The organism is Roseateles chitinivorans (genome assembly GCF_050632235.1).
GTDB lineage: Bacteria > Pseudomonadota > Gammaproteobacteria > Burkholderiales > Burkholderiaceae_C > Roseateles > Roseateles chitinivorans_A.
On record NZ_CP192584.1, the window covers coordinates 4,881,750 to 4,904,869 of the forward strand.

The 23,120-nt window shown below is 68.4% G+C and carries 20 protein-coding genes and 1 pseudogene; 8 read left to right on the forward strand and 13 right to left on the reverse strand.

Annotated elements, in window-relative coordinates:
• Positions 1–4 precede the first annotated feature (4 nt).
• The 3 genes from ACQ859_RS22300 to dnaE form a co-directional block, all read right to left on the reverse strand.
• Complete coding sequence (locus ACQ859_RS22300) at positions 5–1,339, reverse strand: type II toxin-antitoxin system HipA family toxin (RefSeq protein ID WP_431262806.1); 1,335 nt, start codon at positions 1,337–1,339, stop codon at positions 5–7.
• On the reverse strand, positions 1,336–1,638 hold the full coding sequence (locus ACQ859_RS22305) for a hypothetical protein (RefSeq protein WP_431262807.1): 303 nt from the start codon (positions 1,636–1,638) through the stop codon (positions 1,336–1,338). Before ACQ859_RS22305 ends, ACQ859_RS22300 begins: the two co-directional genes overlap by 4 nt.
• Positions 1,639–1,742: 104 nt before the next feature.
• Complete coding sequence (gene dnaE, locus ACQ859_RS22310) at positions 1,743–5,306, reverse strand: DNA polymerase III subunit alpha (protein WP_431262808.1); 3,564 nt, start codon at positions 5,304–5,306, stop codon at positions 1,743–1,745.
• 59 nt (positions 5,307–5,365) lie between these two features.
• Here dnaE and ACQ859_RS22315 point away from each other — a divergent pair, with 59 nt between their 5' ends.
• The 8 genes from ACQ859_RS22315 (at position 5,366) to ACQ859_RS22350 (ending at position 12,668) form a co-directional block, all read left to right on the forward strand.
• Complete coding sequence (locus ACQ859_RS22315) at positions 5,366–6,448, forward strand: peptidylprolyl isomerase (RefSeq protein WP_431262809.1); 1,083 nt, start codon at positions 5,366–5,368, stop codon at positions 6,446–6,448.
• Between the two features lie 38 nt (positions 6,449–6,486).
• A complete protein-coding gene (locus tag ACQ859_RS22320) occupies positions 6,487–7,293 on the forward strand; it encodes a sulfurtransferase (RefSeq protein WP_431262810.1) in 807 nt (268 codons plus the stop codon).
• Positions 7,294–7,301: 8 nt separating this feature from the next.
• Positions 7,302–8,276, forward strand: coding sequence for an alpha/beta fold hydrolase (locus tag ACQ859_RS22325; RefSeq protein WP_431262811.1), 975 nt, complete (start codon positions 7,302–7,304; stop codon positions 8,274–8,276).
• A gap of 228 nt (positions 8,277–8,504) precedes the next feature.
• A complete protein-coding gene (locus tag ACQ859_RS22330) occupies positions 8,505–9,221 on the forward strand; it encodes a transporter substrate-binding domain-containing protein (protein WP_431262812.1) in 717 nt (238 codons plus the stop codon).
• Between the two features lie 91 nt (positions 9,222–9,312).
• The gene (locus ACQ859_RS22335; protein WP_431262813.1) at positions 9,313–10,005 is read left to right on the forward strand and encodes an ABC transporter permease; all 693 of its coding nucleotides are present in this window, start codon (positions 9,313–9,315) and stop codon (positions 10,003–10,005) included.
• Between the two features lie 12 nt (positions 10,006–10,017).
• Positions 10,018–10,704, forward strand: a complete 687-nt coding sequence (locus tag ACQ859_RS22340) for an ABC transporter permease (protein WP_431262814.1) — start codon at positions 10,018–10,020, stop codon at positions 10,702–10,704.
• 57 nt (positions 10,705–10,761) lie between these two features.
• Positions 10,762–11,898, forward strand: coding sequence for a succinylglutamate desuccinylase (locus ACQ859_RS22345; RefSeq protein ID WP_431262815.1), 1,137 nt, complete (start codon positions 10,762–10,764; stop codon positions 11,896–11,898).
• Positions 11,898–12,668, forward strand: a complete 771-nt coding sequence (locus ACQ859_RS22350) for an ABC transporter ATP-binding protein (RefSeq protein ID WP_431262816.1) — start codon at positions 11,898–11,900, stop codon at positions 12,666–12,668. Before ACQ859_RS22345 ends, ACQ859_RS22350 begins: the two co-directional genes overlap by 1 nt.
• Positions 12,669–12,740: 72 nt before the next feature.
• Here the strand turns inward: ACQ859_RS22350 and ACQ859_RS22355 are convergent, their stop codons facing one another.
• The 10 genes and pseudogenes from ACQ859_RS22355 to ACQ859_RS22400 all read right to left on the reverse strand — a co-directional run bounded on the left by ACQ859_RS22355 (position 12,741) and on the right by ACQ859_RS22400 (position 22,688).
• Positions 12,741–13,022, reverse strand: a complete 282-nt coding sequence (locus ACQ859_RS22355; protein WP_431262817.1) for a helix-turn-helix domain-containing protein — start codon at positions 13,020–13,022, stop codon at positions 12,741–12,743.
• 25 nt (positions 13,023–13,047) lie between these two features.
• The gene (locus ACQ859_RS22360) at positions 13,048–13,422 is read right to left on the reverse strand and encodes a type II toxin-antitoxin system RelE/ParE family toxin (protein WP_431262818.1); all 375 of its coding nucleotides are present in this window, start codon (positions 13,420–13,422) and stop codon (positions 13,048–13,050) included.
• A gap of 9 nt (positions 13,423–13,431) precedes the next feature.
• The gene (locus tag ACQ859_RS22365) at positions 13,432–13,764 is read right to left on the reverse strand and encodes a helix-turn-helix domain-containing protein (protein ID WP_431262819.1); all 333 of its coding nucleotides are present in this window, start codon (positions 13,762–13,764) and stop codon (positions 13,432–13,434) included.
• Positions 13,757–14,080, reverse strand: a pseudogene (locus ACQ859_RS22370) (type II toxin-antitoxin system RelE/ParE family toxin); the annotation flags it as partial. The pseudogene ACQ859_RS22370 and the gene ACQ859_RS22365, both read right to left, overlap by 8 nt.
• A 232-nt stretch (positions 14,081–14,312) precedes the next feature.
• On the reverse strand, positions 14,313–17,132 hold the full coding sequence (locus tag ACQ859_RS22375; protein WP_431262820.1) for an ATP-binding protein: 2,820 nt from the start codon (positions 17,130–17,132) through the stop codon (positions 14,313–14,315).
• Positions 17,132–17,845 carry a hypothetical protein gene (locus tag ACQ859_RS22380; RefSeq protein WP_431052065.1) on the reverse strand — a complete coding sequence of 238 codons (714 nt, stop codon included), beginning with the start codon at positions 17,843–17,845 and terminating at the stop codon, positions 17,132–17,134. The genes ACQ859_RS22375 and ACQ859_RS22380 overlap by 1 nt, the downstream gene beginning before the upstream one ends.
• The gene (locus tag ACQ859_RS22385) at positions 17,842–19,422 is read right to left on the reverse strand and encodes a hypothetical protein (RefSeq protein WP_431262821.1); all 1,581 of its coding nucleotides are present in this window, start codon (positions 19,420–19,422) and stop codon (positions 17,842–17,844) included. The genes ACQ859_RS22380 and ACQ859_RS22385 overlap by 4 nt, the downstream gene beginning before the upstream one ends.
• A gap of 44 nt (positions 19,423–19,466) precedes the next feature.
• On the reverse strand, positions 19,467–19,985 hold the full coding sequence (locus ACQ859_RS22390; RefSeq protein ID WP_431262822.1) for a GNAT family N-acetyltransferase: 519 nt from the start codon (positions 19,983–19,985) through the stop codon (positions 19,467–19,469).
• Positions 19,985–20,695 carry a DUF1294 domain-containing protein gene (locus tag ACQ859_RS22395; RefSeq protein WP_431262823.1) on the reverse strand — a complete coding sequence of 237 codons (711 nt, stop codon included), beginning with the start codon at positions 20,693–20,695 and terminating at the stop codon, positions 19,985–19,987. The genes ACQ859_RS22390 and ACQ859_RS22395 overlap by 1 nt, the downstream gene beginning before the upstream one ends.
• Before the next feature lie 34 nt (positions 20,696–20,729).
• Positions 20,730–22,688 (reverse strand): DEAD/DEAH box helicase, encoded by a 1,959-nt coding sequence (locus ACQ859_RS22400; RefSeq protein WP_431262824.1) that lies wholly within the window; start codon positions 22,686–22,688, stop codon positions 20,730–20,732.
• Between the last annotated feature and the right edge of the window lie 432 nt (positions 22,689–23,120).

Sequence of the window (23,120 nt, forward strand, 5' to 3'; positions counted from 1 at the left end):
CAGCTTACGCCTGACACCCCCGATGTGGTGTCCCCCGAGCACCCGTCAAATGGGGGATGGCGATTTCAACGCTTCCGGGTGCGTTGGCCGCCAGGCTCTGCAGGTCGTTCGGCGTCCAGCCAATCGGGTGATTGAAGGGGAGATCCTGCTCTTCGTACCCCGCGGCGACCACCTGCTTCGCCCATAGGACCGGCGCTTCTCGTCGAGCATGAGCGACGTAGTCGCGCGCCTCCTCTTCAAGATAGCCGTAGTCCTCGCAGGCATCGATCAGATTGAACGCTGCACTCGATGCGGCGTGAGTTTTCGACCTGGAAATGTCCATGGATTGATTGCCCGCGAAAGCAATGCCATAGGGTGCGATGTCGAAGGCCGGCGACAGCGACCAGGACTTCCCGTCGAAGAGGAAGCCGGTGTTGCGTGGATGGTCGTCGCCGTTGCCCAGGACGGCATTCAGCACGATCCGCCGGAAGAGTTCCCGGCGCGCCTCGACGACGCGTCCACCTTCGGAATCCCCGCGCCCACCCCAACGTTGAAGCTCGTGCGCCAAGGCGACATAGGATCGTTCCCGGCTTCCGCGCATCTGCTTGTCCAGGCCCAGCACCGTGTGCGCGCTGGCGTACAAGCTGCGCGTCACACCGCCATCCGGAAGCACCTCGCGATCGAATCGGCGGACCAGGATCACCTCGCGCTCCTCGACACGTCGGAACTGCACTTCCGCAGTGTTGACGCCAAGGGCCGCCGCTACCTTCATCGCCACGAACTCGCGCAACGGCGAGTGCGGGCGATCGCCTCGATCCTGCAGCTTTGCAAGCCATTGCTGACCGTCATGAAGAACGGTGAGCTTGGGGCGTTCCCCGCCGGCGCTGGTGCCGGCGAGCCCCTGGACCTCACGCACGGCGTCGCTGGCCGGCCTGGTATCGGGAACGCCAGCGAGGATCGCCAGAAGGTCCTCCGACCGCGGGCAATGGAAGCCTTGTTTGCGCGACACGTCGTCGCAGACCGCAAGCGCTCCGACGGCGTCTCCTTCAGCCTCTTCCAGCACGGCCATGTGATCGTCGATGCCGACCTTGCGCACCTGCGCCAGCAGATCCAGCCCATAGCCCTCCGGCTTTGCATCGCGGATCACGCCGAACAGGCCGTCCTGCTTCTGTTCCCTGATCGTCCTCGACCGGCTGCCAACGGGCAGATGAACCGGGTCCAGCGCGAGGTCGTGGTCGGCGACATAGGACCGCCGATATTCAAACTGGCCGATCGAGCCCTCCAGGGTGAACAGACCGCACTCCGTCGGCTCCGGCCGATCGGGCAGCCACACCCAGACGGGCTTGGAAACGGCGGTCATCGGGATCTCCTCTTGGGCTGTACCGTGAAAGGAATGGAGTCCGCCATCAACTCGGTCAATTCCTTGTCGGAGCCCAGGTTCGACAGAGTGTCGAACGTGCCTTCCAGCCCCAGGGCCCACAGGACCATGAGCACGGAGCCGATCTGGACCGTGGGGGTGCCCTTCTCAACGGCCAGCATCGTGCTGAGACTGATGCCCGCCTTGGCCGCCAGGTCCGGTTGCGTGATGCGACGGGCTCGTCTGGCGAGCGAAATCCGCTCGCCCAGATCGGCCAGCGAATCTTCCACGACGAACGGCAAGGTCTTTAAACTCTTCATACAGCAAGAGTTTTAGCCCAAAAATCTTTCTATAGCAACATTTTAAGCTTTTGATCCATTCTTGAAGAGCGCTTCAGCGCGCCACTTCAACCGCCCGAGTCGTACACGATCTCCGCCGGCTTGAGCTGCTCCAGCGCCTCGTCGCTGGGCCAGAACTTGCCCGCGCCGCCCAGGCCCAGTTCCGCGATCGCGCCGTTGCGCTTGATCGGGATGCGCAGCTCCAGCCCCTGGCTGAGCACGCCCTGCTCCGTCTCCACGCGCTTGGCCGGCCAGCTCTTCACCAGTTCCAGCACCGCCGATGCCGGCAGGTTGGGCGCCGTGCGCAGGTAGCGCCCGAAGCGCGCCCGCGCCGCCGCCAGGCTGAACACCTGCTGCACATTCATCCGCAGCCCGCCCGAGAAGCGGTCGTTCTGCACCTTGCCCACCGCGATGATCAGCTCGTCCTCCGCCAGCAGCTCCTTGTTGGCGTTCAGCATCTCCTCGTTGGCCACCGCCTCGATCGCATGGGTCTTGTCGTCGATCTTGAAGATCGCCACCCGGCCGCGCGATCCGTTGATCACCCGCATGTCCGACACGATGCCCGCCACCGTCGTCGGCTCGCGGCTGTCCTGCAGGTCGACGATGCGGCGCTTGACCATCCGGCGCAGCTCCGTCTCCGCCTGGTCGAACAGGTGGCCCGACAGGTAGAAGCCGATCGCTGTCTTCTCCAGGCTCAGCCGCTCCTTGATGCCCCAGTCCGGCACCTCGACGAAGTCCGGCTCCGCCGTCGACGAGCCGTGCCCGCCATCGAAGTCGAACAGGCCGCCCTGGTTGACGTTCTGCGCCAGGTTGTCGGCATAGGTGTAGCCCAGCGCGACGCTGGCCAGCAGCCGCGCGCGGCTCGCATGCAGCGCATCGAACGCACCGGCCTTGATCAGCGCCTCCACCACGCGCTTGTTCACCGCCTTGCGGTCGACGCGCGCGCAGAAGTCGAAGAAGCTGGTGAACGGCCCGCCCTCGGTGCGGGCACGCACGATCGCCTCGATCGCGCCCGCGCCCGTGCCCTTGATGGCGCCCAGGCTGTAGTTGATCTTGCGTGCCCGCGGCGTGGTGCCGGCCTTGCCTTCCTTGGCCACGGTCCTCGACGTGCCCTCGTCCGCGGCCATCGGCTCGAACCGGCCGACGCCCAGGTTGATGTTGGGCGGCTCGAACTCGATGCCGAACAGCTTGGCATCGTTCATCAACACCTTGAGCTTGTCGGTGTCGTCCGATTCGATGGTCATGTTCGCGGCGAAGAACTCCGCCGTGAAATGCACCTTCAGCCAGCCGGTGTGATACGCCAGCAGCGAGTACGCGGCCGCGTGCGACTTGTTGAAGCCGTAGCCCGCGAACTTCTCCATCAGGTCGAAGACCTCGTCGGCCTTGTTCTGATCGATGCCCTTTTCGGCCGCGCCCTTGCGGAACAGGTCGCGGTGCATGGCCATCTCTTCGGCCTTCTTCTTGCCCATGGCGCGGCGCAGCATGTCCGCGCCGCCGAGCGAGTAGCCGCCCAGCACCTGGGCGGTCTGCATCACCTGCTCCTGGTAGACCATGATCCCGTAGGTCTCGGACAGCACCGGCTCCACCAGCGGATGCGGGTACTCGACGACCTCCTTGCCGTGCTTGCGCGCGACGAAGCTCGGGATCAGGTCCATCGGGCCCGGCCGGTACAGCGCGTTCAGCGCGATCAGGTCTTCCAGGCGGGACGGCTTGGCGTCCTTCAGCATGCGCTGCATGCCGCTCGATTCGAACTGGAACACCGACTCCGTCAGGCCGTCGGAGAACAGCTTGTAGGTCCGTTTGTCGTCCAGCGGGATGGTCTCGAAGGCGAAGTCCTTCTGCTCCGGATACCGGCCGACGATGAAGTCCTTGGCCAGCTCGAGGATGGTCAGCGTCGCCAGCCCCAGGAAGTCGAACTTCACCAGGCCGATGGCCTCGACGTCGTCCTTGTCGTACTGGCTGACCGCGGAGGTCGAGCCCGGCTGCTGGTACTGCGGACAGAAGTCGGTGATCTTGCCCGGCGCGATCAGCACGCCGCCGGCATGCATGCCGATCGAGCGCACCGTGCCCTCGACGCGCGCCGCCATCTCCAGCAGGCCGGCGACTTCCTCGTCCTGCGCCTCGCGTTCCTCGATCTCGGGCGACTCGTGGCGCGCGTAGACCATCTTGGCCTTGTCCGGATCGAAGCCCGGCGGCAACTTGGCCAGCGTCACCGTCTTGCCCGGGGGCGCCGGCACCAGCTTGGCGATCGAGTCCACGTGGCCGAAGCCCATGCCCAGCACGCGGCCGATGTCGCGCAGCGCGCCCTTGGCCGCCATCGTGCCGAAGGTCGCGATCTGGCTCACCGCCGGGCGGCCGTACTTGTCCTTGACGTACTCGATGACGCGGTCGCGGTTGCCCTGGCAGAAGTCGATGTCGAAGTCGGGCATCGAGACCCGTTCCGGGTTCAGGAAGCGCTCGAACAGCAGGTTGTACTGCAGCGGGTCCAGGTCGGTGATCAGCAGTACGTAGGCGACCAGCGAGCCCGCGCCCGAGCCCCGTCCCGGGCCCACCGGGCAGCCGTTGTTCTTCGCCCAGCGGATGAAGTCGCCCACGATGAGGAAGTAGCCGGGGAAGCCCATCTTGATGATGGTCTCGAGCTCGAACTCCAGCCGGTCCACGTAGCGCTGGCGCACCGCCTCGCGCTTCGCGGGATCGGGGTACAGCAGCTGCAGCCGGTCCTCCAGGCCCTCGTGCGAGAGCATGCGGAAGTACTGCTCCATCGGCATCGGCGTGCCGTCGGCCTGGATCGGGGTCGGGAAGTTGGGCAGTTGCGGCTTGCCCAGCACCAGCGTCAGGCTGCAGCGCCTGGCGATCTCCACCGTGTTGGCGATCGCGCTCGGGATGTCGGCGAACAGCGCCTCCATCTCGGCCTGGCTCTTGAAATGCTGGCTGGGCAGGAAACGCTTGACCCGCTTCGGATTGGCCAGCGTCTCGCCATCGGCGACGCAGACGCGCGCCTCGTGGGCCTCGAAGTCGTCCTCCTCCAGGAACTGGATCGGATGCGTCGCCACCACCGGCAGCTTCGCCTTCGCAGCCAGCGGCACCAGCTGGCGCAGCAGCGCCTCCTGGCCCGGCAGGCCGGCGCGCTGCAGTTCGATGTAGAAGCGGTTCGGATAGATCGCGGCGAGTCGCTGGGCCACGTCCAGCGCGCGCGCCTCGTCGCCGGCGATCAGCGCCTGGCCGACCGGGCCGAACTGCATGCCGCCCAGGCAGATCAGGCCGGCGTTGAGCTCCTGCATCCACTCCAGCTTCAGCAGCGCCTGGTTGCGCTGCACGTTCTGGATCCAGGCGCGCGACAGCAGCTCGCTCAGGTTCAGGTAGCCCTGGATGTCCTGCACCAGCAGCAACACGCGCGACGGCGGACGGTCGACGGCTTCCGGCTCCAGCCAGGCCTCCACGCCCAGGATCGGCTTCACGCCCTTCTTGCGGCAGGCGTTGTAGAACTTCACCCCGCCGAACATGTTCGCGAGGTCGGTCAGGCCCAGGGCGACCTGGCCGTCCTTGGCGGCCGCCGCGGCGGCGTCGTCGATGCGCAGGGTGCCGTCGACGACGGAGAACTCGGTGTGGGAGCGGAGGTGAACGAAAGCCATCGGGCGATTGTAAGAAGGCTATGCTCGCCCCCCATCGAACACTCTCGCGGAGCGCCCGGATGACGATGGACAAGACGACGATGAAGGCCCTGCCCCTCCTCCCCCTGCTGGCCGCCCTGGCGCTGTGCGCGCCGCTGCAGTCCCACGGGGCCGAGCCCGCGGAGAGGGCGAAGGCCGCCAGGTCCGCCGCGGCACCGGCGACGGCGGCGGCGGCGGCGGCGGCCAAGAAGCCTGCCCCGCCGCCGCGCAGCAGCGCCGACATCCTCGCCACCGCGCCGGCCGCCGTCTGGCGCGACGTCGATCCGGACAACCTGCTGGTGATGACGCTGCCGCAGGGTCAGGTCTTCATCGAGCTGGCGCCGCGCTTCGCGCCGGCGCACGTCGACAACATCCGCGCGCTGGCCCGCGGCGGTTATTACGACGGCCTGGCGATCGTCCGCGTCCAGGACAATTTCGTCACCCAATGGGGCGACCCCAATGCGGACGACGAGGACACCGGCCTCAAGGGCAAGGGCAAGCCCTTCCCCGACGGGGCGAAGTCCCATCTTCCGGCGGAGTTCTCGATCCCCCTCAAGGGCGTGCCGATGACGGTGCTGCCGGATGTCGAGGGCTGGGCGCCGCGAGCCGGCCAGGTGGACGGCTTCCCGGCCGCCGCCGACCCGAAGACCGGCCAGGCCTGGCTGGCGCATTGCTACGGCACCGTCGGCGCCGGTCGCGGCAACGCGAAGGACTCCAGCACAGGCGCGGAGCTGTACGCCGTCATCGGCCATGCGCCGCGCGGGCTGGACCTCAACATCACCGTGGTCGGCCGCGTGCTGAAGGGCATGGAGTTCCTGTCCGCGCTGCCGCGCGGCGGCGCGGCGATGGGCTTCTACGACAAGCCCGAGCAGCGGCTCGGCATCGACCGCGTCTCGCTGGCCTCCGCGCTGCCGGCCGAGCAGCGTCCCGCGCTGCAGGTGCTGCGCACCGACACACCGACCTGGAACGAACTGCTGAACGCGCGCCGCCACCGTGGCGGCTGGTTCGTCCACAGCCCGGGCTACACGGACCTGTGCAGCGCCGCCGTGCCGGTGCGCGTCAAGCCGGCGCCCGCGCCGGACGTCAAGCTCAACGAGCCGAAGTCTCCCGAAACCCGGCGTTGAACGGCCGCCTACAATCGCGTGTTTTGCTGCCCATCAGCATGAACACTGCTGTCCCGCCCGATTCCGCTCCCAGCCCTGGGAAGAGCATCCTCAACATCTCCTGCTACCATTTCGTCGCCATCGACGCGCCGGAGGTGCTGAGGGCCCGGTTGCACGCGCAGGCGCAGGCGCTGGGCCTGAAGGGCACGGTCCTGATCGCGGAGGAAGGCATCAACCTGTTCCTCGCCGGCGCGCCGGACGCGGTGAACGCCTGGGTGGACGCCTTGCGCGAGGACCGGCGCTTCGCCGCGCTGGCCCCCAAGGAGAGCTGGAGCGACGAGGTCCCGTTCCGCAAGCTGCTGGTGAAGGTGAAGCCGGAGATCATCCGGATGAACCATCCGACGATCCGCCCGGACCAGGCGCCGCGCGCGCCCGCGCTGCCGGCCGGGACCTTGAAGCGCTGGCTCGATCAGGGCCACGACGACGAGGGGCGCCCGGTCGTCACGCTCGACACGCGCAACGGCTTCGAGGTCGACGTCGGCGCCTTCGACGACGCGATCGACTGGCGCATCACGAAGTTCAGCGAGTTCCCCGACTCCTTCCAGGCGCACCGGGACGAGCTCGCCGGCAAGACCGTCGTCAGCTACTGCACCGGCGGCATCCGTTGCGAGAAGGCGGCGCTCTACCTCGACCAGGAGGCCGCCCGCCACGGCCTCGACGCGAAGGTCTACCAGCTCGAGGGCGGCATCCTGAAGTACTTCGAGGAAGTCGGCAACGCGCACTACCACGGCGACTGCTTCGTCTTCGACGAGCGCCGCGCCGTCGATCCCGGACTGGCCCCGTCGCCCGATTCCGTCATCGAATGATCGAGCGCATGACCGAGCGTCCCACCCTCGGCGCCCGGCTGATGAAGCTGCTGGGCCTGGCCGTGCTGGCGACGGCCCTGCTCGCGATGGCCTTCCGCGCACCAGACCGGCCGCTGGAGAGCCTGGTCGCCCGCTGGGGGCCGCCGCCATCGGACTTCCTGGAACTGCCGCTGTCCGGCGGACAGACCCAGTTCGTCCACTTCCGCGACGAGGGCCCGAAGACCGATGTCACGCCCATCGTGCTGCTGCACGGCGCCGGCGCGAGCCTGCACACCTGGGAGGGCTGGGTGAAGTCGCTCAGCGCGACGCGCCGCGTGATCACGCTCGACCTGCCGGGTTTCGGTCTCACCGGCCCCTCCCCTCTAGGCGACTACGGCAATGACGCCTATGACTCGTTCCTGTTGTCGTTCTTCCGACAGTTGCAGATCGACCGCATGGTCCTCGGCGGCAGTTCCATGGGCGGGGAACTGGCCTGGCAGTACGCGGCGCGGCATCCGGAACAGGTCGCGGCCCTCGTGCTCGTCGATGCCGACGGCCTCGACGTCCCCAGCGACCTGATGCCCGATCCGGCCCGCATTCCGAATTCACGCGCGCTGCAGTGGCTGGCCGGTATCTTCCTCCCAAGACCCATCGTGGACCGCAACCTGCGTGAGCTGTACGGGGATCCGTCCAAGGTCACCGCCGCCCTGGTGGACCGGCACTTCGAGCTGGCGCTGCGCGAGGGCAACCGCGCGGCCATGGTGCAGCGGCTGGCACAGCGCGAACCCGGCCGGCACGACGATCTGCTGGCGCGCATCCAGGCCCCGACGCTGATCCTGTGGGGCGGCAGGGACCGCCTGATCCCGCCCGCCGCGGCTGAACGCTTCCATCAAGGCATCGCACACAGCACCGTGCAGGTCTTCCCCGAATTAGGGCATGTCCCCCAGGAGGAGGACCCCGCGTCCACCGTCCAGGCGGTTCACACGTTTTTGCACTCTCCTTAACCCTGATGGCCGCCACACGTGCGGCATTGCAACAATCCCCCCAGTCCGGGCGACCTCCCTCCGAGACGGGCTCGAACCGCCCGGAGGTCGGAACCGGATGTCCATTTCACGATTTCCTGCTCAATCACAAGGAGCCTTCATGCAACGACGACAACTGATCGCCCGCGCCGCCCTGGCGGCCTGCGCCCTGCTGGCCACCGCCGGCACCGCGCACGCCCAGGCCCCTGAATGGAAGAAGATCCGCATCGGCGTCGAGGGCGCCTACCCCCGTTCTCCGAAGTCGGCGCGGACGGCAAGCTCAAGGGCTTCGAGATCGACCTGGCCCTGGCGCTGTGCGCCGAGCTCAAGGCCGAGTGCACGCTGGTGCAGCAGGACTTCGACGGCCTGATCCCCGCGCTGCAGGCGCGCAAGGTGGACGCGATCATCGCGTCGGTGTCGATCACCGACGAGCGCAAGAAGGTCATCGCCTTCTCCAATCCGTACTACAACACACCGGCCCGCTTCACCGCCAAGGCCGACGCGAAGTTCGACTTCTCGCCCGCCGGCCTGAAGGGCAAGAAGATCGGCGTGCAGCGCGCGACCATCCATGAGAAGTTCGCCGCCGAGACCTTCAAGCAGAGCGAGATCGTCCGCTACGCGACGCAGGACCAGGCCTTCCTGGACCTGAAGTCGGGCCGCGTGGACCTGACGCTGGCGGACCTGGTGGCCGCCGACATGGGCTTCCTGAAGACGCCGGCCGGCAAGGGCTACGCCTTCGTGGGCCCGAGCTACGACGACGTCAAGTACTTCGGCGTCGGCAGCGGCGTCGGCATGCGCAAGGCCGACGAGAAGACGCTGGGCAAGAAGTTCAACGACGCCATCGCGGCGGTGAAGGCCAACGGCACCTTCAAGAAGCTCAACGACAAGTACTTCGAGTACGACATCTCGGGCAAGACGGGCAAGTGATCCTCGCCCGGGAACGCCTGGCCGGCGTCTCCCGGCGCATCGGGCCCGGCACCGCCGGGCCCTTTCCTTCTGAACGAACAAGGTCCGTCGAATGTTCCTGCACGGTTATCTGCCCAGCCTGCTCGAGGGCGCTGTCCTGACCCTGGGCGTGGCCCTCAGCTCGATGGCGCTGGCCATGGCGCTGGGGCTGATCGGCGCGATGGCCAAGCTGTCGAAATTCCGCGTCGCCAAGGGCCTCGCGACGCTCTACACGACGCTGATCCGCGGCGTGCCCGACCTGGTGCTGATGCTGCTGATCTTCTTCGGCGGACAGGTCGCGGTGAACGCGATCGCGGCGTCGCTCGGACACGACGAGTACATCGACATCAACCCCTTCGTCGCCGGCGTGGCGACGATCGCGTTCATCTTCGGCGCCTATCTGACCGAGGCCTTCCGCGGCGCCTTCCTGGCCGTGCCGCCGGGACAGCGCGAGGCGGGCCTGGCCTTCGGCATGAGCCCCGCGCAGGTCGCGTGGCGCATCACCTTCCCGCAGATGTTCCGGCATGCGCTGCCAGGGCTGTCCAACAACTGGCTGGTGCTGATCAAGAGCACCGCCATCGTGTCGGTCATCGGGCTGCACGACCTGATGATGCGCGGCTCGCAGGCCGCCGCCGGCACCCGCGAGCCCTTCGTCTTCTACCTGGCCGTGGCGCTGATCTACCTGCTCTTCACCTCTGTGTCCGAGCTGGTCTTCGACCAGCTGCAGAAGCGCCTGTCCATCGGCGTGCGTCGCCATTCGCTGTAATCACGAGTTCCCATGAACCTGGACGCCATCGTCGAGAACTTCCCGCGCTACCTCGAGGGCGCGGTCGTCACCTTCGAGCTGCTGATCGTGTCGCTGCTGATCGGCCTGGCCCTGGCCATCCCGCTCGGCGTGCTGCGCACGCTGCCCATCAAGTGGCTGTCGCGCACGGTGTGGGCCTACACCTACGTGTTCCGCGGCACGCCGATGCTGGTGCAGCTCTTCCTCATCTACTACGGGCTGGGCCAGTTCGAATGGATGCAGCAGAGCGCGCTGTGGCCGCTGTTCAGCTCGGCCTGGTTCTGCGCCTGCCTGACCTTCGTGCTCAACACCGGCGCGTACACGACGGAGATCGTCGCCGGCTCGATCCGTTCGCTGCCGCACGGCGAGGTCGAGGCCGCGAAGTCGCTCGGCATGAGCCGCTGGGTCATGCTGCGCCGCATCGTGCTGCCGCATGCGCTGCGCCGCGCGCTGCCGGCCTACAGCAACGAGGTCATCTTCATGCTGCACGGCACGGCGCTGGCCAGCGTCGTGACCATCATGGACATCACCGGCATCGCCCGCGACATCAACGCCACCTACTACATCCCGTTCGAGGCCTTCATCACCGCCGCGATCTTCTACTTCGCGATGACGCTGGTGCTGGTCGGCCTCTTCCATCAGGCGGAGAAGCGCTGGCTGAAGCCGCTCATGCCACGCTGACGTCCCGCTGAAGCTCCCCTGCCGCCGCGCCCGCGCGGCGCCGAACCGGACATTCCCATGCAACTCCGACAACACCCGCTCCCGAGTCCCACGCCGGGCACGCAGCGCGAGCTCGTCTCGCTGCACTACGGCCAGCCCGGCCAGGGCCAGAAGGTCTACATCCAGGCCTCGCTGCACGCCGACGAACTGCCGGGCATGCTCACCGCCTGGCACCTGCGCCGCCACCTCGATACGCTGGAGGCCGCCGGCCGCCTGCGCGGCGAGGTGATCCTGGTGCCGATGGCCAATCCGATCGGACTCTCGCAGTGGTGGCTGCAATCGCACCTGGGCCGTTTCGAAGGCCTGTCAGGCGAGAACTTCAACCGCCACTACCCGGAACACATCGAGGCCGCCGCGCGCCACGCCGAACCTCGGCTGGGCGACGACCCGGCACGCAACGTCGCGGTGCTGCGCGCCGCGCTGAAGACCGAGGTCCAGGCCTCGCCGGCCGACACCGAGCTCAAGGCGCTGCGCAAGACGCTGATGCTGCTGGCCTGCGACGCGGACGTGGTGCTGGACCTGCACTGCGACGCCCAGGCGGTGATGCACCTGTACACCGAGACGCCGTGCTGGCCGCAATGCGAGCCGCTGGCCGCCTTCCTCGGCGCCGGCGTGACGCTGCTGGCGACGGACTCGGGCGACAACCCCTTCGACGAGGCCTGCTCGCAGGTCTGGTGGAAGTGGGCGAAGCACTTCGGCGACCGGTTCCCGATCCCGCAGGCCTGCCTGTCGGTGACGGTCGAGCTGCGCGGCCAGCAGGACGTGCACCACGACCTGGCGGCCAAGGATGCGCAGGCGATCGTGGATTTCCTGATGCACCGCGGCGTGATCGCCTCCGACGCACCGGACGGCGCGACGCCGCCAGTGCCGGCACCGGTCGGCGACGCGCGCCCGCTGGCGGGATCGATCCCGGTTCCCTCGCCGGTCGGCGGCGTGCTGACCTTCCTGCGCGAGGTCGGCGAGACGGTCCGCGAAGGCGACGTGATCGCCCAGGTCATCGATCCGATCAGCGGATCGGTGACCGACCTGAAGAGCCCCACCGACGGGCTGCTGTTTGCACGCGACACGCTGCGCCTGGTCACGGCCGGGGCGCGGGTCGCGAAAGTCGCGGGCCGCGAAGCGACCCGCACCGGAAAACTATTGGGAGCCCGTTGATGTCCGCGGCCAGTCTTGTTGTCGACAACCTCCACAAACGCTACGGCGAGCGCGAAGTGCTCAAGGGCGTGTCCCTGGCCGCGAAGCCGGGCGACGTGATCACGCTGATCGGATCGAGCGGCTCGGGCAAGAGCACCTTCCTGCGCTGCCTGAACCTGCTGGAGCAGCCTTTCGAGGGCACGCTGAAGCTGGGCACCGAAGAGCTCAAGCTCGTCCGCGACCGCGACGGCAGCCTGAAGTCCGCCGACGCGGCGCAGCTGCAGCGCTGGCGCGCACGGCTGGCGATGGTGTTCCAGAACTTCAACCTGTGGGGCCACCGCACGGTGCTGGAGAACGTCATCGAGGCCCCCATCCACGTGCTCAAGCAGTCCCGTGCGCAGGCCATCGAGAAGGCCGAGGCGCTGCTGGCGCGTGTCGGCGTGTCGCACCGCAAGGACGTCTATCCGGCGCAACTGTCGGGCGGCGAGGCGCAGCGCGTGGCGATCGCCCGCGCGCTGGCGGTGGAGCCGGAGGTGATGCTCTTCGACGAACCGACCTCGGCGCTGGATCCGGAGCTGGTCGGCGAAGTGCTGAAGGTGATGCGCGACCTGGCGGCGGAAGGCCGCACGATGATCGTCGTGACCCACGAGATGGGTTTTGCGCGCGAGGTGTCGTCGCACACGATGTTCCTGCACCAGGGTCGCGTGGAAGAGCAAGGCAATCCGCGCGAGGTGCTGGCCAAGCCGCAGAGCGAGCGTCTGAAGGCGTTCCTGAGCGGCGGGCTCAAGTAGCCTGCCCGCCGCGCGCATCTGCGCGGATTCATGCGACAGGCCCGGGCATGCCCGGGCCGTTGCCATTGGCGATCAGAAGACGGCCCGGAGGCCGCGTTCATGCATGATTCGCAAGAGTCGCAAGACCGTCCCCTGCGGTTTGCTGAGTCCCTGCTCCCAGCGCCGCAACTGACGGGGAGAGGTGTTGAGCATGTCTGCGAACGTATCGATCTCGAGGTCTTCGCTCTCGCGAATCGCCCAAACCTCCTGGGGCAGAAGCGGCTCCGGCGGCTGCATGCTGACCCACTCGAAATGACGCGCTCGCTCATCATTCACCGCGCCCTTCGCGTGCCATCGACGCACCATCTGCTGCATGAGCACGATGGCTTGGCTCTTCCGTTTACGCATCACACCTCACCTCTTTGAGAAGTCCAACGCGCAAGTCGTCGGACAGTTGATCGTCCGTCATGTCGAGCAGCATGCCCGCCAAGTCGCGGACAGCCCTGAGCCGCTTGGGAGGCACATCTGACAATGCGCCCTTCGCATATCCCTCGATGAAGAACCACGGGCCGCCGCCGCGATAGGCGACCAGCACGCGGTACCCGCCGCTCTTTCCAGCACCGTGCCGGGCAATCCGCTTCTTCAAGAGCCCACTGCCGAGACTGGCGTCGATCAGACCCAGTGACATCTCGGCCACGGCCCGACACAAGTCACTGTCTTTCCAGCGCCCGCTTGCGCATCCAGCGCTGGAAGCCCCCGACCAGATAGACGGCATTCGCAGGGCTCATTGAAGCTCCGCCGGCAGGAAGATGGCGTGGAGCCCGCGATCGCGGACGAGATGCAGCAGGCGCAGTGCCGGCCCATGGGGACGGCCGAAGCCTTGCTCCCAACGTCGCAGCCGCCGTGGCGTCGTCGCGATCAGCAGCGCGAAATGCGGCAGCTCAAGACTCTCCCGCTCTCGGATGGCCCGCACCTCGTGAGGGAGCAACGGATCGGGCATCTGCATGCCGTCGATCTCGTATCCGCGACGGTCTTCGTCGCTGATCCACCCCGCCCGATGCCACTGACGTCCCTCGTCAAGCAGCCGTTCCACCAACGCCGACTTTCGTTTACGCATCACACGTCACCTCCTTCAAAGTTCCCTGCTTCACCGCAGCATCTCGCTCCCTGGCAGACATCGTCATCACCGACTTTGCGTGACGTCGAATGATCCTGAGCGAATCGATCTCGACGTTCTCCCGCTCGTTCTTGGCATAGCCCTCGATGAAGAACCACGGCCCGTCGCCCCGTCGGGCGACCATCACGCGATAGCCCTCGCGTTTGCCTGCACCGGATCGTCCAATCCGCTTCTTCACGAGTCCACTACCGAGGTTTGCATCGATGAGCCCGCGTTCCATTTCGACCACAGCGCGGCACAGGTCGCCGTCTTTCCAGCGCCTGCTTGCGCATCCAACGTTGAAAGCCTTCGATCAGATAGACGGCATTCATCATGCGTCGGTCCTCGCATTGCGATCACACGCGCCCTGAGTGCCAGTCCTTGCCCGATCGCGTCTCACTCTGAAGTCGCCCCTCCGATGGGGGATCGCCACCACCACGTTCCGCAAGAGAAAAGCCGCGCATCAGCGCGGCTTTCAGGGGTCGAGCGTGGCCGACGGCCATCGAGGATCAGTCGTAGATCGACTTCTCCGGCCGCCGCGCCAGCACCGCGATCGGCGGCGCCCAGCGCTCGCCGCGGGGCTTCTTGCTGGTGACCAGCGTGATCTCCGAGGGCTCGAAGACCTCGACGTTGTGCGTGATCGGCGTCGTCAGCAGGTACTGCGCCCGCGTGCTCTTCAGGAAGTGACCGACCAGCTGGATGTTGCGCACGTCCAAGTGGGCGAAGGGCTCGTCGATGAAGACGAAGCCGCCGGGCGCGTCGTCGTCCTTCATCAGCCCCACCAGCAGGATCAGGCTCTTGAGCACCTGCTGCCCGCCCGAGGCCTCGCCGTCGTTCATGCCGACTTCGCCCTTGCCGTCGAAGTTGAACTTCACGTGCAGCCCGGCCTGCGCCAGCACCGTGTCGTCGTTGTCCAGGTGCGGCAGCTCGGCCTGTGCGTGCACGCCGGCCAGCTCGCCCAGCTCCTGCACATTCTTCTTGTAGCGCCGCACGGTCGCCCGCAACACGTCGATGTAGCGCTCGCGCGCGTTGAACGCGGCGATGCGCGCCATCTCGTTGCTCGCGCGGCGGTCGTCGAGCTGCGTGGTCTGCTCCAGCACCGCCATCTGCATGCGCGCATGGCGCTCCTGCACGGCGACGTCGGTCTCCCACACGCCGGTGTCCAGCTCCTGCTGCACATGGCGCGAGGCGATCTCCGCCTGCTTGGCGTTCTCGAATTCGTCGCGCAGCGCGTTCAGCCGCATCGGATGCAGCCAGATCGCGGGGAACTTCGCGCGGGCCTCGTGCGAGGCCTTCGCCGTCGCGATCAGGTCGGCGCGACGCGTCGCCCAGTCGCGCTCGGAGCGCGAGACGTTGTCCTCGCTCGCCTTCAGGCTGGCCTGTGCGCCTTCGTAGTCGCGCTCGGTGCGCGTCGACGCGGCGACCGTGCGGTCGTGCTCCTGGTCGAGCGCGCCCATGCGCGTCGCCGCCTCGATCCGCGACTGTCGCAGGCCCGGCAGGCGGGCGCGCGCCTCGGCGAATTCCTCGGAGCGCTCCACCAGTTCCTGCGCCGCCTTATGGCCTTGCGCCGCGCGCTGCGCGTCCTTCAGCTGGCGCTCGATCTCGAGCTGCTCCTTGGCGAGCTTGGACAGCTCCAGGTCGTAGCGCGTCAGTTCCTTGTCCAGCGAGGCCCGGCGCGTGTCCAGCGCGGAATCGCCGAACTGGTATTCGCGCGGCTCGACCCACAGGCTGCGACCGCCGCGGCCGTCACGGTAGTAGGCCTCCGGCGTGATCCACTCGCCGCCGGACTGCGCGCCCTTGTCGGTGTCGGCGACGCACCGGATCGACGCCAGCTGACGCAGCAACCAGCCCGGCGCCTTCGCGTTGAACCTGAGCACGGACATCAGGCTGTCCTTCGGGCACACCGTCGGCGCGAACTCGCCGTCGGCAACGACGTAGTGCCGGTAGCGCTCGCGCGAGGCGAGGCGGTAGGCCTGGCCTTCATCGCTCGAATGCGCGAGGACCACGACCCAGCGCGACGGCCGCAGGAAACCTTCGGCCGCGGCGCGCCACTGGTCGTCGGCGATGTCGATCGCGTCGGCCAGCACATGGTGCGCGATGCCGGCCTCGTCCAGCGCCTTGCGGAAGCGCGTGACCTCGACCGGCGGCGGCGGCAGCCGCTGTCCGGTCAGCTCGTCCATCGCCGCCTGCGCCTTGCGTTGCTGATCGTTCTGGCGCGTGAAGCTCTCGCGCAGCTGGTGCTGGCGCGTGCCGAGCTCCTCCAGCTTCGCGGTCAGCGCGGCGCCGTCGGTCTCGACGGCGGCGAGCGCCTTCAGGTCCTCCTCGCGCTTGGCGAGCTGCTCCATCGGGCGCTCGCCGTCGCGCGCGGCCTCGAAGGCCTGGCGCGCTTCCTTGCGCTGCGTCTCCAGGTCGGACAGCTTGTCCTTGGCCGCCTCCTGCGCCTTGAACAACGCCAGCAGATGCGCGCGCTTGTCGCTGATGCCGCGCTCGTCGGAGCGGGCGAAGAGCCGCTGGCGATGCAGCTCGCGCAGTTGCTGCGCAGTGCGCTGGCGCTGCTCGCTCCACTGCAGCACGGGCACGACCTCGGTCGCGAGCCGCTCGCGCTCCTTCAGCCGCAGCTGGTACTGCTGGTAGCTGTTGACGCGGTTGGCCAGGTCCGACAGCTGCGCCTGCGCGTGCGACAGCTCATGCGTCGACTGGTCGACTTCCTTCAGCAACTGCTGCTGGTGATTGCGCGCCAGCTCGTAGCGGTCCAGCACTTCCTGGTCGCCGAACACCTCGAACACCAGGCGCAGCAGCTCCTTGGACGACAGCTCGCAGAGGCGGTCCGTCTGGCCCTGCTCCAGCGCGAGCACGCGACCGATCGCGCGCGTCAGGCCGGCGGCCTCCAGGCGCTTCTTCCAGGCTTCGATGCCGAGCCAGTCCTTGTCGGCCTTGGTGTCGAGCTCCTCGATCTCCTGCACGCCGTCGACCAGCGTGTAGCGGCGCACCCAGTCGCCGCCCTGGCGCGAGATGCGGCAGGCCAGCGTCACCTGGTCCGAATACAGCAGCGAGCTGGCGAACGGCCGGCTGCTGTTCTGGCGGTTGCGCGGGCGGTTGTCCACCAGCGCGCGCAGCCACGCGTGCTCGGCGTTGGCGTGCCGGGCGTAGGTCTTGTAGGTCCGGCCGCCGGAGCACTCCAGCCCCAGCAGCGTGCGCATCGCGTCGAGCAGCGTCGTCTTGCCCGAGCCGTTGGGCCCGGCGATGGTGATGATGTTGCCGTCCAGCGGCATCGAGACGCGGCGGCAGTAGTCCCAGTGCAGCAGTTCCAGGGATTGCAGGTGAAACATCAGGCGTCGCTCAGATCGGATTCTTCGTTGTGGCGGGCGGCCAGGATGGCGGTGAGCATCGGACCGGCTTCGCCGTCGGTGCTGCGCGCGAGCACGTCGGCCAGCGCGCCGTCCAGGATGCGCGGCGCCAGCGTGTCGTAATCGAGCAGCAGGTCCAGCAGCGGGCCTTCGCAGATGTCCTCGCCCTTGCGGGTGATGAAGCCCTGGCGCTCGAGCAGCTTGAGGTTGGAGTCCAGCCGCATCTTCTTGCCCAGCTGGTTGCCGAAGTCGGCCAGCAGGCTGCGGTAGGACAGCGTGGGCGCGCTGCTCGCGGCGCTGGGCAGCGGCTTGTCCTTGGAGAACATCTCGCCCTGCCCTTCGGCGGCCTCCTCGGCGCGCGCGAGCTGGCGCTGGCGCTTGGGCAGCACGATCAGCGACCACACGACCACCAGCAGCGCGACGCCGTCGCGCGGCAGGTCGAGGTTGTTGTTGGAGGCCAGGCCGGTCTCGCCGAACACGGCGACCTCGGCCGGACGCAGCATCGCCAGCGTGATGTGGTCGGCGTAGACGTTGTCCACGACGCGCAGGCCGACGGCGGCCACGCGCTCGTTGACGGCACGCCAGAGCTCCTGGTCGATCAGCGCGCGCCGCACCAGCGGCTGGTTGCGCGGCAGCCAGCGGCGCGCCAGCAGTTGAGCCGCCAGTTGGGCGGCGTCGTCGAGTTGAGTGCTCATGCCTGGGAAGCCTGGGGAGGCGTGTCGGCGTCGATGTCCGCGGCGTTCGGCGCGTCCGGAGACGGCGTCGCGTCGGCGATCGATGCGGGGATATCAGGAGTCGCCACGGCGGCATCGGCCGCGGCGTCGGGGGTCAGGGCTTGCGCAGGCGCATCGGCGGATGCATCAGCGATTGCGGCGGCGGCCTTGCGACGACCGCGCTTGGGCGCCGGCGGCTCGGGCGGGCGCCACTTGGGTTCGGGCTCGGGCTCGACCGGCGGCTCGACCTCGGTCGAATGCAGCACGCCCTGGCTCATCCAGCGGACGTACTCGTCGTCGATCTCGCCCTGCTGCGCGGACCAGCGCACGCGCCACGGCTGGCGCGCCATGTCGCCGGTCGCGCCGGCCAGATGCTGCGCCTGCACGTCGCCGAGCAGCGGCAGCAGCTGCGCGCGGTACGCGGCGCGCGCGTAGCTGCCGCCCAGCACGGCCGGACGCAGGTCGTTGGTCTGCACGCTGTCGCCGGTCCACAGGCCCAGCAGCGCCTGCAGCTGGTTCATCTCGGGCGGCAGGCTCATCACGGCGAGCTCGCCTTCCGGCGCGGCCAGGCCGCTGGGCAGGGGCTCGGGCGTCGGCGGGACCGGGCGGTCGCGTTCGAACTCGGCCTCGCAGCCGTCCAGCAGCTCGTGCTGCGCGACGAAGACCGGATGCACCGGCCGCGACAGCGCGCCCAGCGCGAGGTTCTCCAGGAACGGGACTTCCTGCAGCCAGCGCCGCACGTCGGTCGTCGTGATGCCGGTGGAGCCCAGCGTGACGCGCTGGCGGTCGGCCTGCTGCAGCGCGCGGTTGAACTGGCTCGCCATCGCGAGCAGCCGCGCCTGCGCCAGGCCGAGCTCGCGCGCGAGCCGCTCCAGGCGCGCGTTCCCGTCGTCCTCCGCCTGGCGGATGATCGCGGACAGCGCCTCGCTGGCGCGTTCGACCAGCTTGAGCGCGCGCTCGAAACGCATGCGCGCGCGGCGCAGATGGAATTCGGAGCCGGACGCGATCGCGTCGGCGAACTCGTTGTAGAGCCGCGAGAGCTGCGCCAGCAGATGCTGCAGCTGCGCGGGCTCCAGCGTGCCGAGCTGCTGCGCGCCGGCCACGTTGGCCAGCAGGCCGGCGAGGTCGCCGTCCTCGTCCGCGACCTGCCCCTGCGTCAGCGGCGAGACCATGGCCATCAGCTGCTGCGCCAGCGGCGTCACGCCGTACTGCTGGTTGGACGCGTCCCAGGCCAGCAGCTGCGCGTCGCGCAGGCGCTTGAGCACGAGCTCCAGCGCCTCGTCGCGCAGCACGTGGAAGTGGCGGTTCAGGTCGTCGCGCGAGAGCCGCGACTGCGGCAGGCTCATCAGCTCGATGAACACCCACACGCGCAGCCGCACCAGCGTGGCCGGGCCGTGGAACAGCGCGCGCTGCGCGCCCAGCAGGGCCTCGTTGCGTTCCAGCTGCCACCACAGGAGCGAGTCCTGCGGGAGCTGACCTTCGCGGAAATGGTCTTCGAAAGAGGGTTCGGGGAGATCGTCGCGCAGCACGTCGTCCACGCCTCCCGGGGTCACTGTCATAGCGCCGGATTATCGCCCCTCGGAGCGCCCTTCCCGGCCCGCCGTCACACGGGTGTCAGGGACCTGCGCATCAGGGTTGCCCCGGTGCCGAAGCTGGCGAGTTTCCCGATGAGCGCGGCGCTCAGCGGCGCTTCGGCGTCGGAGAAGCCGTGGCGTTCCCAGTAGGCGCGCGAGCCCTGCACAGCCACCAGCGCGACCTGTGCGAGGCCCATGTCCTGGGCGCGATGCACCACCTGCTGCACCAGCTTGTGGCCCAGGCGCTTCGCACGCCCCGCCGGCGACACCGCGAGGTCATGCAAGTACAGCGTGCGAGGTGCGCGCGCCGGCGTGATCGACAGGGCGTCGAGCGCCGGCAACTGCCCGTCGTCGACCGGCAGGCTGACGACGTAGGCCAGCGGCTCGCCGGCCTCGATGGCCAGGTAGGAACAGTGGAGATGGCGCGCCGCGTTCAGCTTGGCCACGAAGGCCTCGGCGCTTTCCAGGAACTCGGGCCCGTAGCACTGGGCCTGCAACGCGAGCACGTGCGGGACGTCCTCGGTGCCAATCACTTTCAACTGCAGCATCAGACGGATGAGCCGGCCGATCGCGCGTTCCAGTGGTCGGAGAGTCCCGAGAAGAACGGCGTCAGCAGCGGCGTAAAAAGACAGACGAAGGCCAGGATGTTGAGCGCGACGCTCAACCAGAACACCCGCCGGAAGGTCGGCTTGGCGCTCTTGTGCCGCAGCAAGTGCTGTGCCAGCAACGCGCCGGGCCAGCCGCACAGCAGCGCGAGCGCATGCAGTGTCGATTCCTTGACGCGCCATTGGCCCAACCGCGCCGCGCGCTTGTCCAGCGCGTAGACGATGAAGGTCGCGAAACTCATCGCGACGTAGACGCCCCACAGGCCGCGCGGCAGTGGCCACGCCAGGTGCGTCAGCAGCACCAGCGAGGCAAAGCCCGGCACCAGCCACAGCGAGGCGCCGGTGTCGGCCGACGTCTTGGGGGAGGAAGAAGCAGAAGCGGGGGAAGCGGAAGCGCCGCGCCGGGACGGCGCGGGCCTGGCCGGGCCGGCGGGCGCCGGCTTGGGTTCGAGGCTCCGGACCTTCAGCGCGCGGGCCTTGCCCTGCGCATCGGTTCCGGGCTCGTAGTCGACGCGTTCGCCGACGAAGGGTCGGCGGGCGCGCGGGCCGAAGGCGCTGATGTGCGCGAAGCGTTTCGGCCCGCCGTCGGACGGCGCGATGAAGCCGTAGCCTTTCGCGTCATCCCACTGGACGATCCGACCCTCGACGCGCATCCTTCAGCGTCCCTCAGCCACCGAGCCGCGAGGCTCAGAACTTGCGCGGGCCCTTGCGCGGCACGAAACCACCGCGGTCGCCGCGGTCGTCGCCACCTTGCGGACGCGGACCCTTGCTGAACGCCGGCTTGGCCGGGCGGCCTTCGAAGCGGTTGTCGTCACCCTTGTTGAAGGCCGGACGCTCGGCGCGCGGTGCGTAGCGGTCGTTGTTGTCGGCCGAACGGTCGAAACGCGGATCCGGACGACGCTGGTCGAAGCCACCGCCGTTGCCACCTTCACGCGGGCCGCCGAAGTCGCGCTGCGGACGATCGCCGTAGCTGCGCGGCGCGCCGCCGAAACCGCCTTGCGGACGGTCACCGAAACGCGGGCGATCACCTTGCGGGCGGTCGCCGAACGGACGATCGCCTTGCGGGCGCTCGTTGCGGTGCTCGAAGCGCTGGCCGCCGCCGAAACCACCCTGACCGCCTTCACGGCGCTCGCCGAACGGCGGACGGTTCTGGCCTTCCGGACGCTCGAAGCGGGCGCTGTTGTCGAAGCGGTTGTCGTTGCCACGGTAGCCGCCTTGCGGACGGTTGCCGCCGAAGCCGCCACGGTTGCCGCCATAGCCACCGCGGTTGCCACCGTAGCCGCCACGGTCACCACCGCGATCGCCGCGGTCGAAGCCCGGACGCGACGGGTAGATCTTCGGCTCTTCGTTGCGCGGCTCCAGGCCTTCGATGCGCGACACGGGGATCGCCTGCGTCGTGAACTGCTGGATGCGCTTGATCATCGAGATGTCGCCGCGCTCGGCCAGCGTCACCGCCAGGCCGGAGCGGCCGGCACGGCCGGTGCGGCCGATGCGGTGGACGTAGTCCTCGGCCTTCATCGGCAGGCCGAAGTTGATGACGTGCGAGATCGTCGGCACGTCGATGCCGCGGGCGGCCACGTCGGTGGCGACCAGCACGCGCAGGTCGCGACGGCGCAGGGCCATCAGCGTGCGGGTGCGCTTGCCCTGCGGCATGCCGCCGTGCAGCGCGGCGACGCGGTGGCCGATGGCTTCCAGCTGTTCGGCCAGCCACTCGGTGTCCTGCTGGGTGCTGGTGAAGACGACCGCCTGGTCGACGTCGCGCAGGCCCAGGATGTGCTCGAGCAGCTTGCGCTTGTGCTGGCCGTTGTCAGCCCAGTGCAGGCGCTGCTCGATGTTGGCGTGCGTCTCGGTGTGGCCCGAGACGTCGATGCGCTGCGGGTCCTTCATCAGCTGCGAAGCCAGGCGGCCGGTGTTGCCGGCGAAGGTCGCGCTGTACATCAGCGTCTGGCGCTCGGCCGGGATCTGCTCGGCGACGAAGTTGATGTCGTCGATGAAGCCCATGTCCAGCATGCGGTCGGCTTCGTCGAGGACGAACATCGTCACGTTGTCGAGCTTGCAGCGGCCGCTGTTGATGTGGTCCAGCAGGCGGCCCGGGGTGGCGATCAGGACGTCCAGCGGGCCGCTCAGCGCGCGCAGCTGCTGCGCGTAGGGCATGCCGCCCAGCACGGTGGCCACGCGCAGGCCCTGGATGTGGCGGCCGTAGGTCATCGCGGACTTGGCGACCTGCATCGCCAGTTCACGGGTGGGGGCCAGCACCAGCACGCGCGGGCCGACGGTGCGGGTCTTGTTGTTGGTGGCGGCGCGTTCGGCGCGGGCGTTCAGCACCTGCTGCAGCGCGGGCAGGATGAAGGAGGCGGTCTTGCCCGAACCGGTGCGCGACGAGACCATCAGGTCCTTGCCGTCGAGCGCCGGCGGGATCGCCTGCGCCTGCACTTCGGTGGTGTTCTCGTAGCCGGAGTCCTTGACGGCGCGCAGCAGCGCGTCGTGCAGGCCCAGGGCCGAGAACGGCGTGCCGGTGGTCTCGGCGTCGGCGCCGAGTTCGCCGGCTTCGATCGCCTGGTCGAGCTCGCCGTCCAGCGTCTCGTTCGTCGTGTTGTTCTGGTCCAGGGTCTTGGCGTCGGCGTTCATGTCGTGGTCGAAACTCATGTGTCTTTGCAATCCAAAGGGACGCAGCCGGGCCGACGCCGTCGAAACGGAGTCCGCGCCGGAGCGCCTGGTCGCCGCGCAAGATCGATGTGATCGCGGCAGAACCGTGATGTCGCTGGGAGAAAGCTCGCGTCGATCACCAGGAAGGAAAGGCACATGCGCGGCGCGATTGCAGAGCAACCGCCGTGGTCGGCATGAAGGGCCTGGTGAGGCGCCGGGGAACAGTCAAAGCGACGGCATCGCCGCCGACCGAACCCGAGGGCATGCAGTGCGCGCTCCCCGTGGCGGGAAACAGCTTCGGCGGAGCGCCGGAGCCTGCGTGGGAGTCCATTCGGATGCCCGGCGCAGCGGTCTGCAAGAGGTCAGAGGAGACGTACGAAGCACCGCCAGAAGCGGTGAAGCCCACGACTATAACAGCGTTCGGGGTTTTCA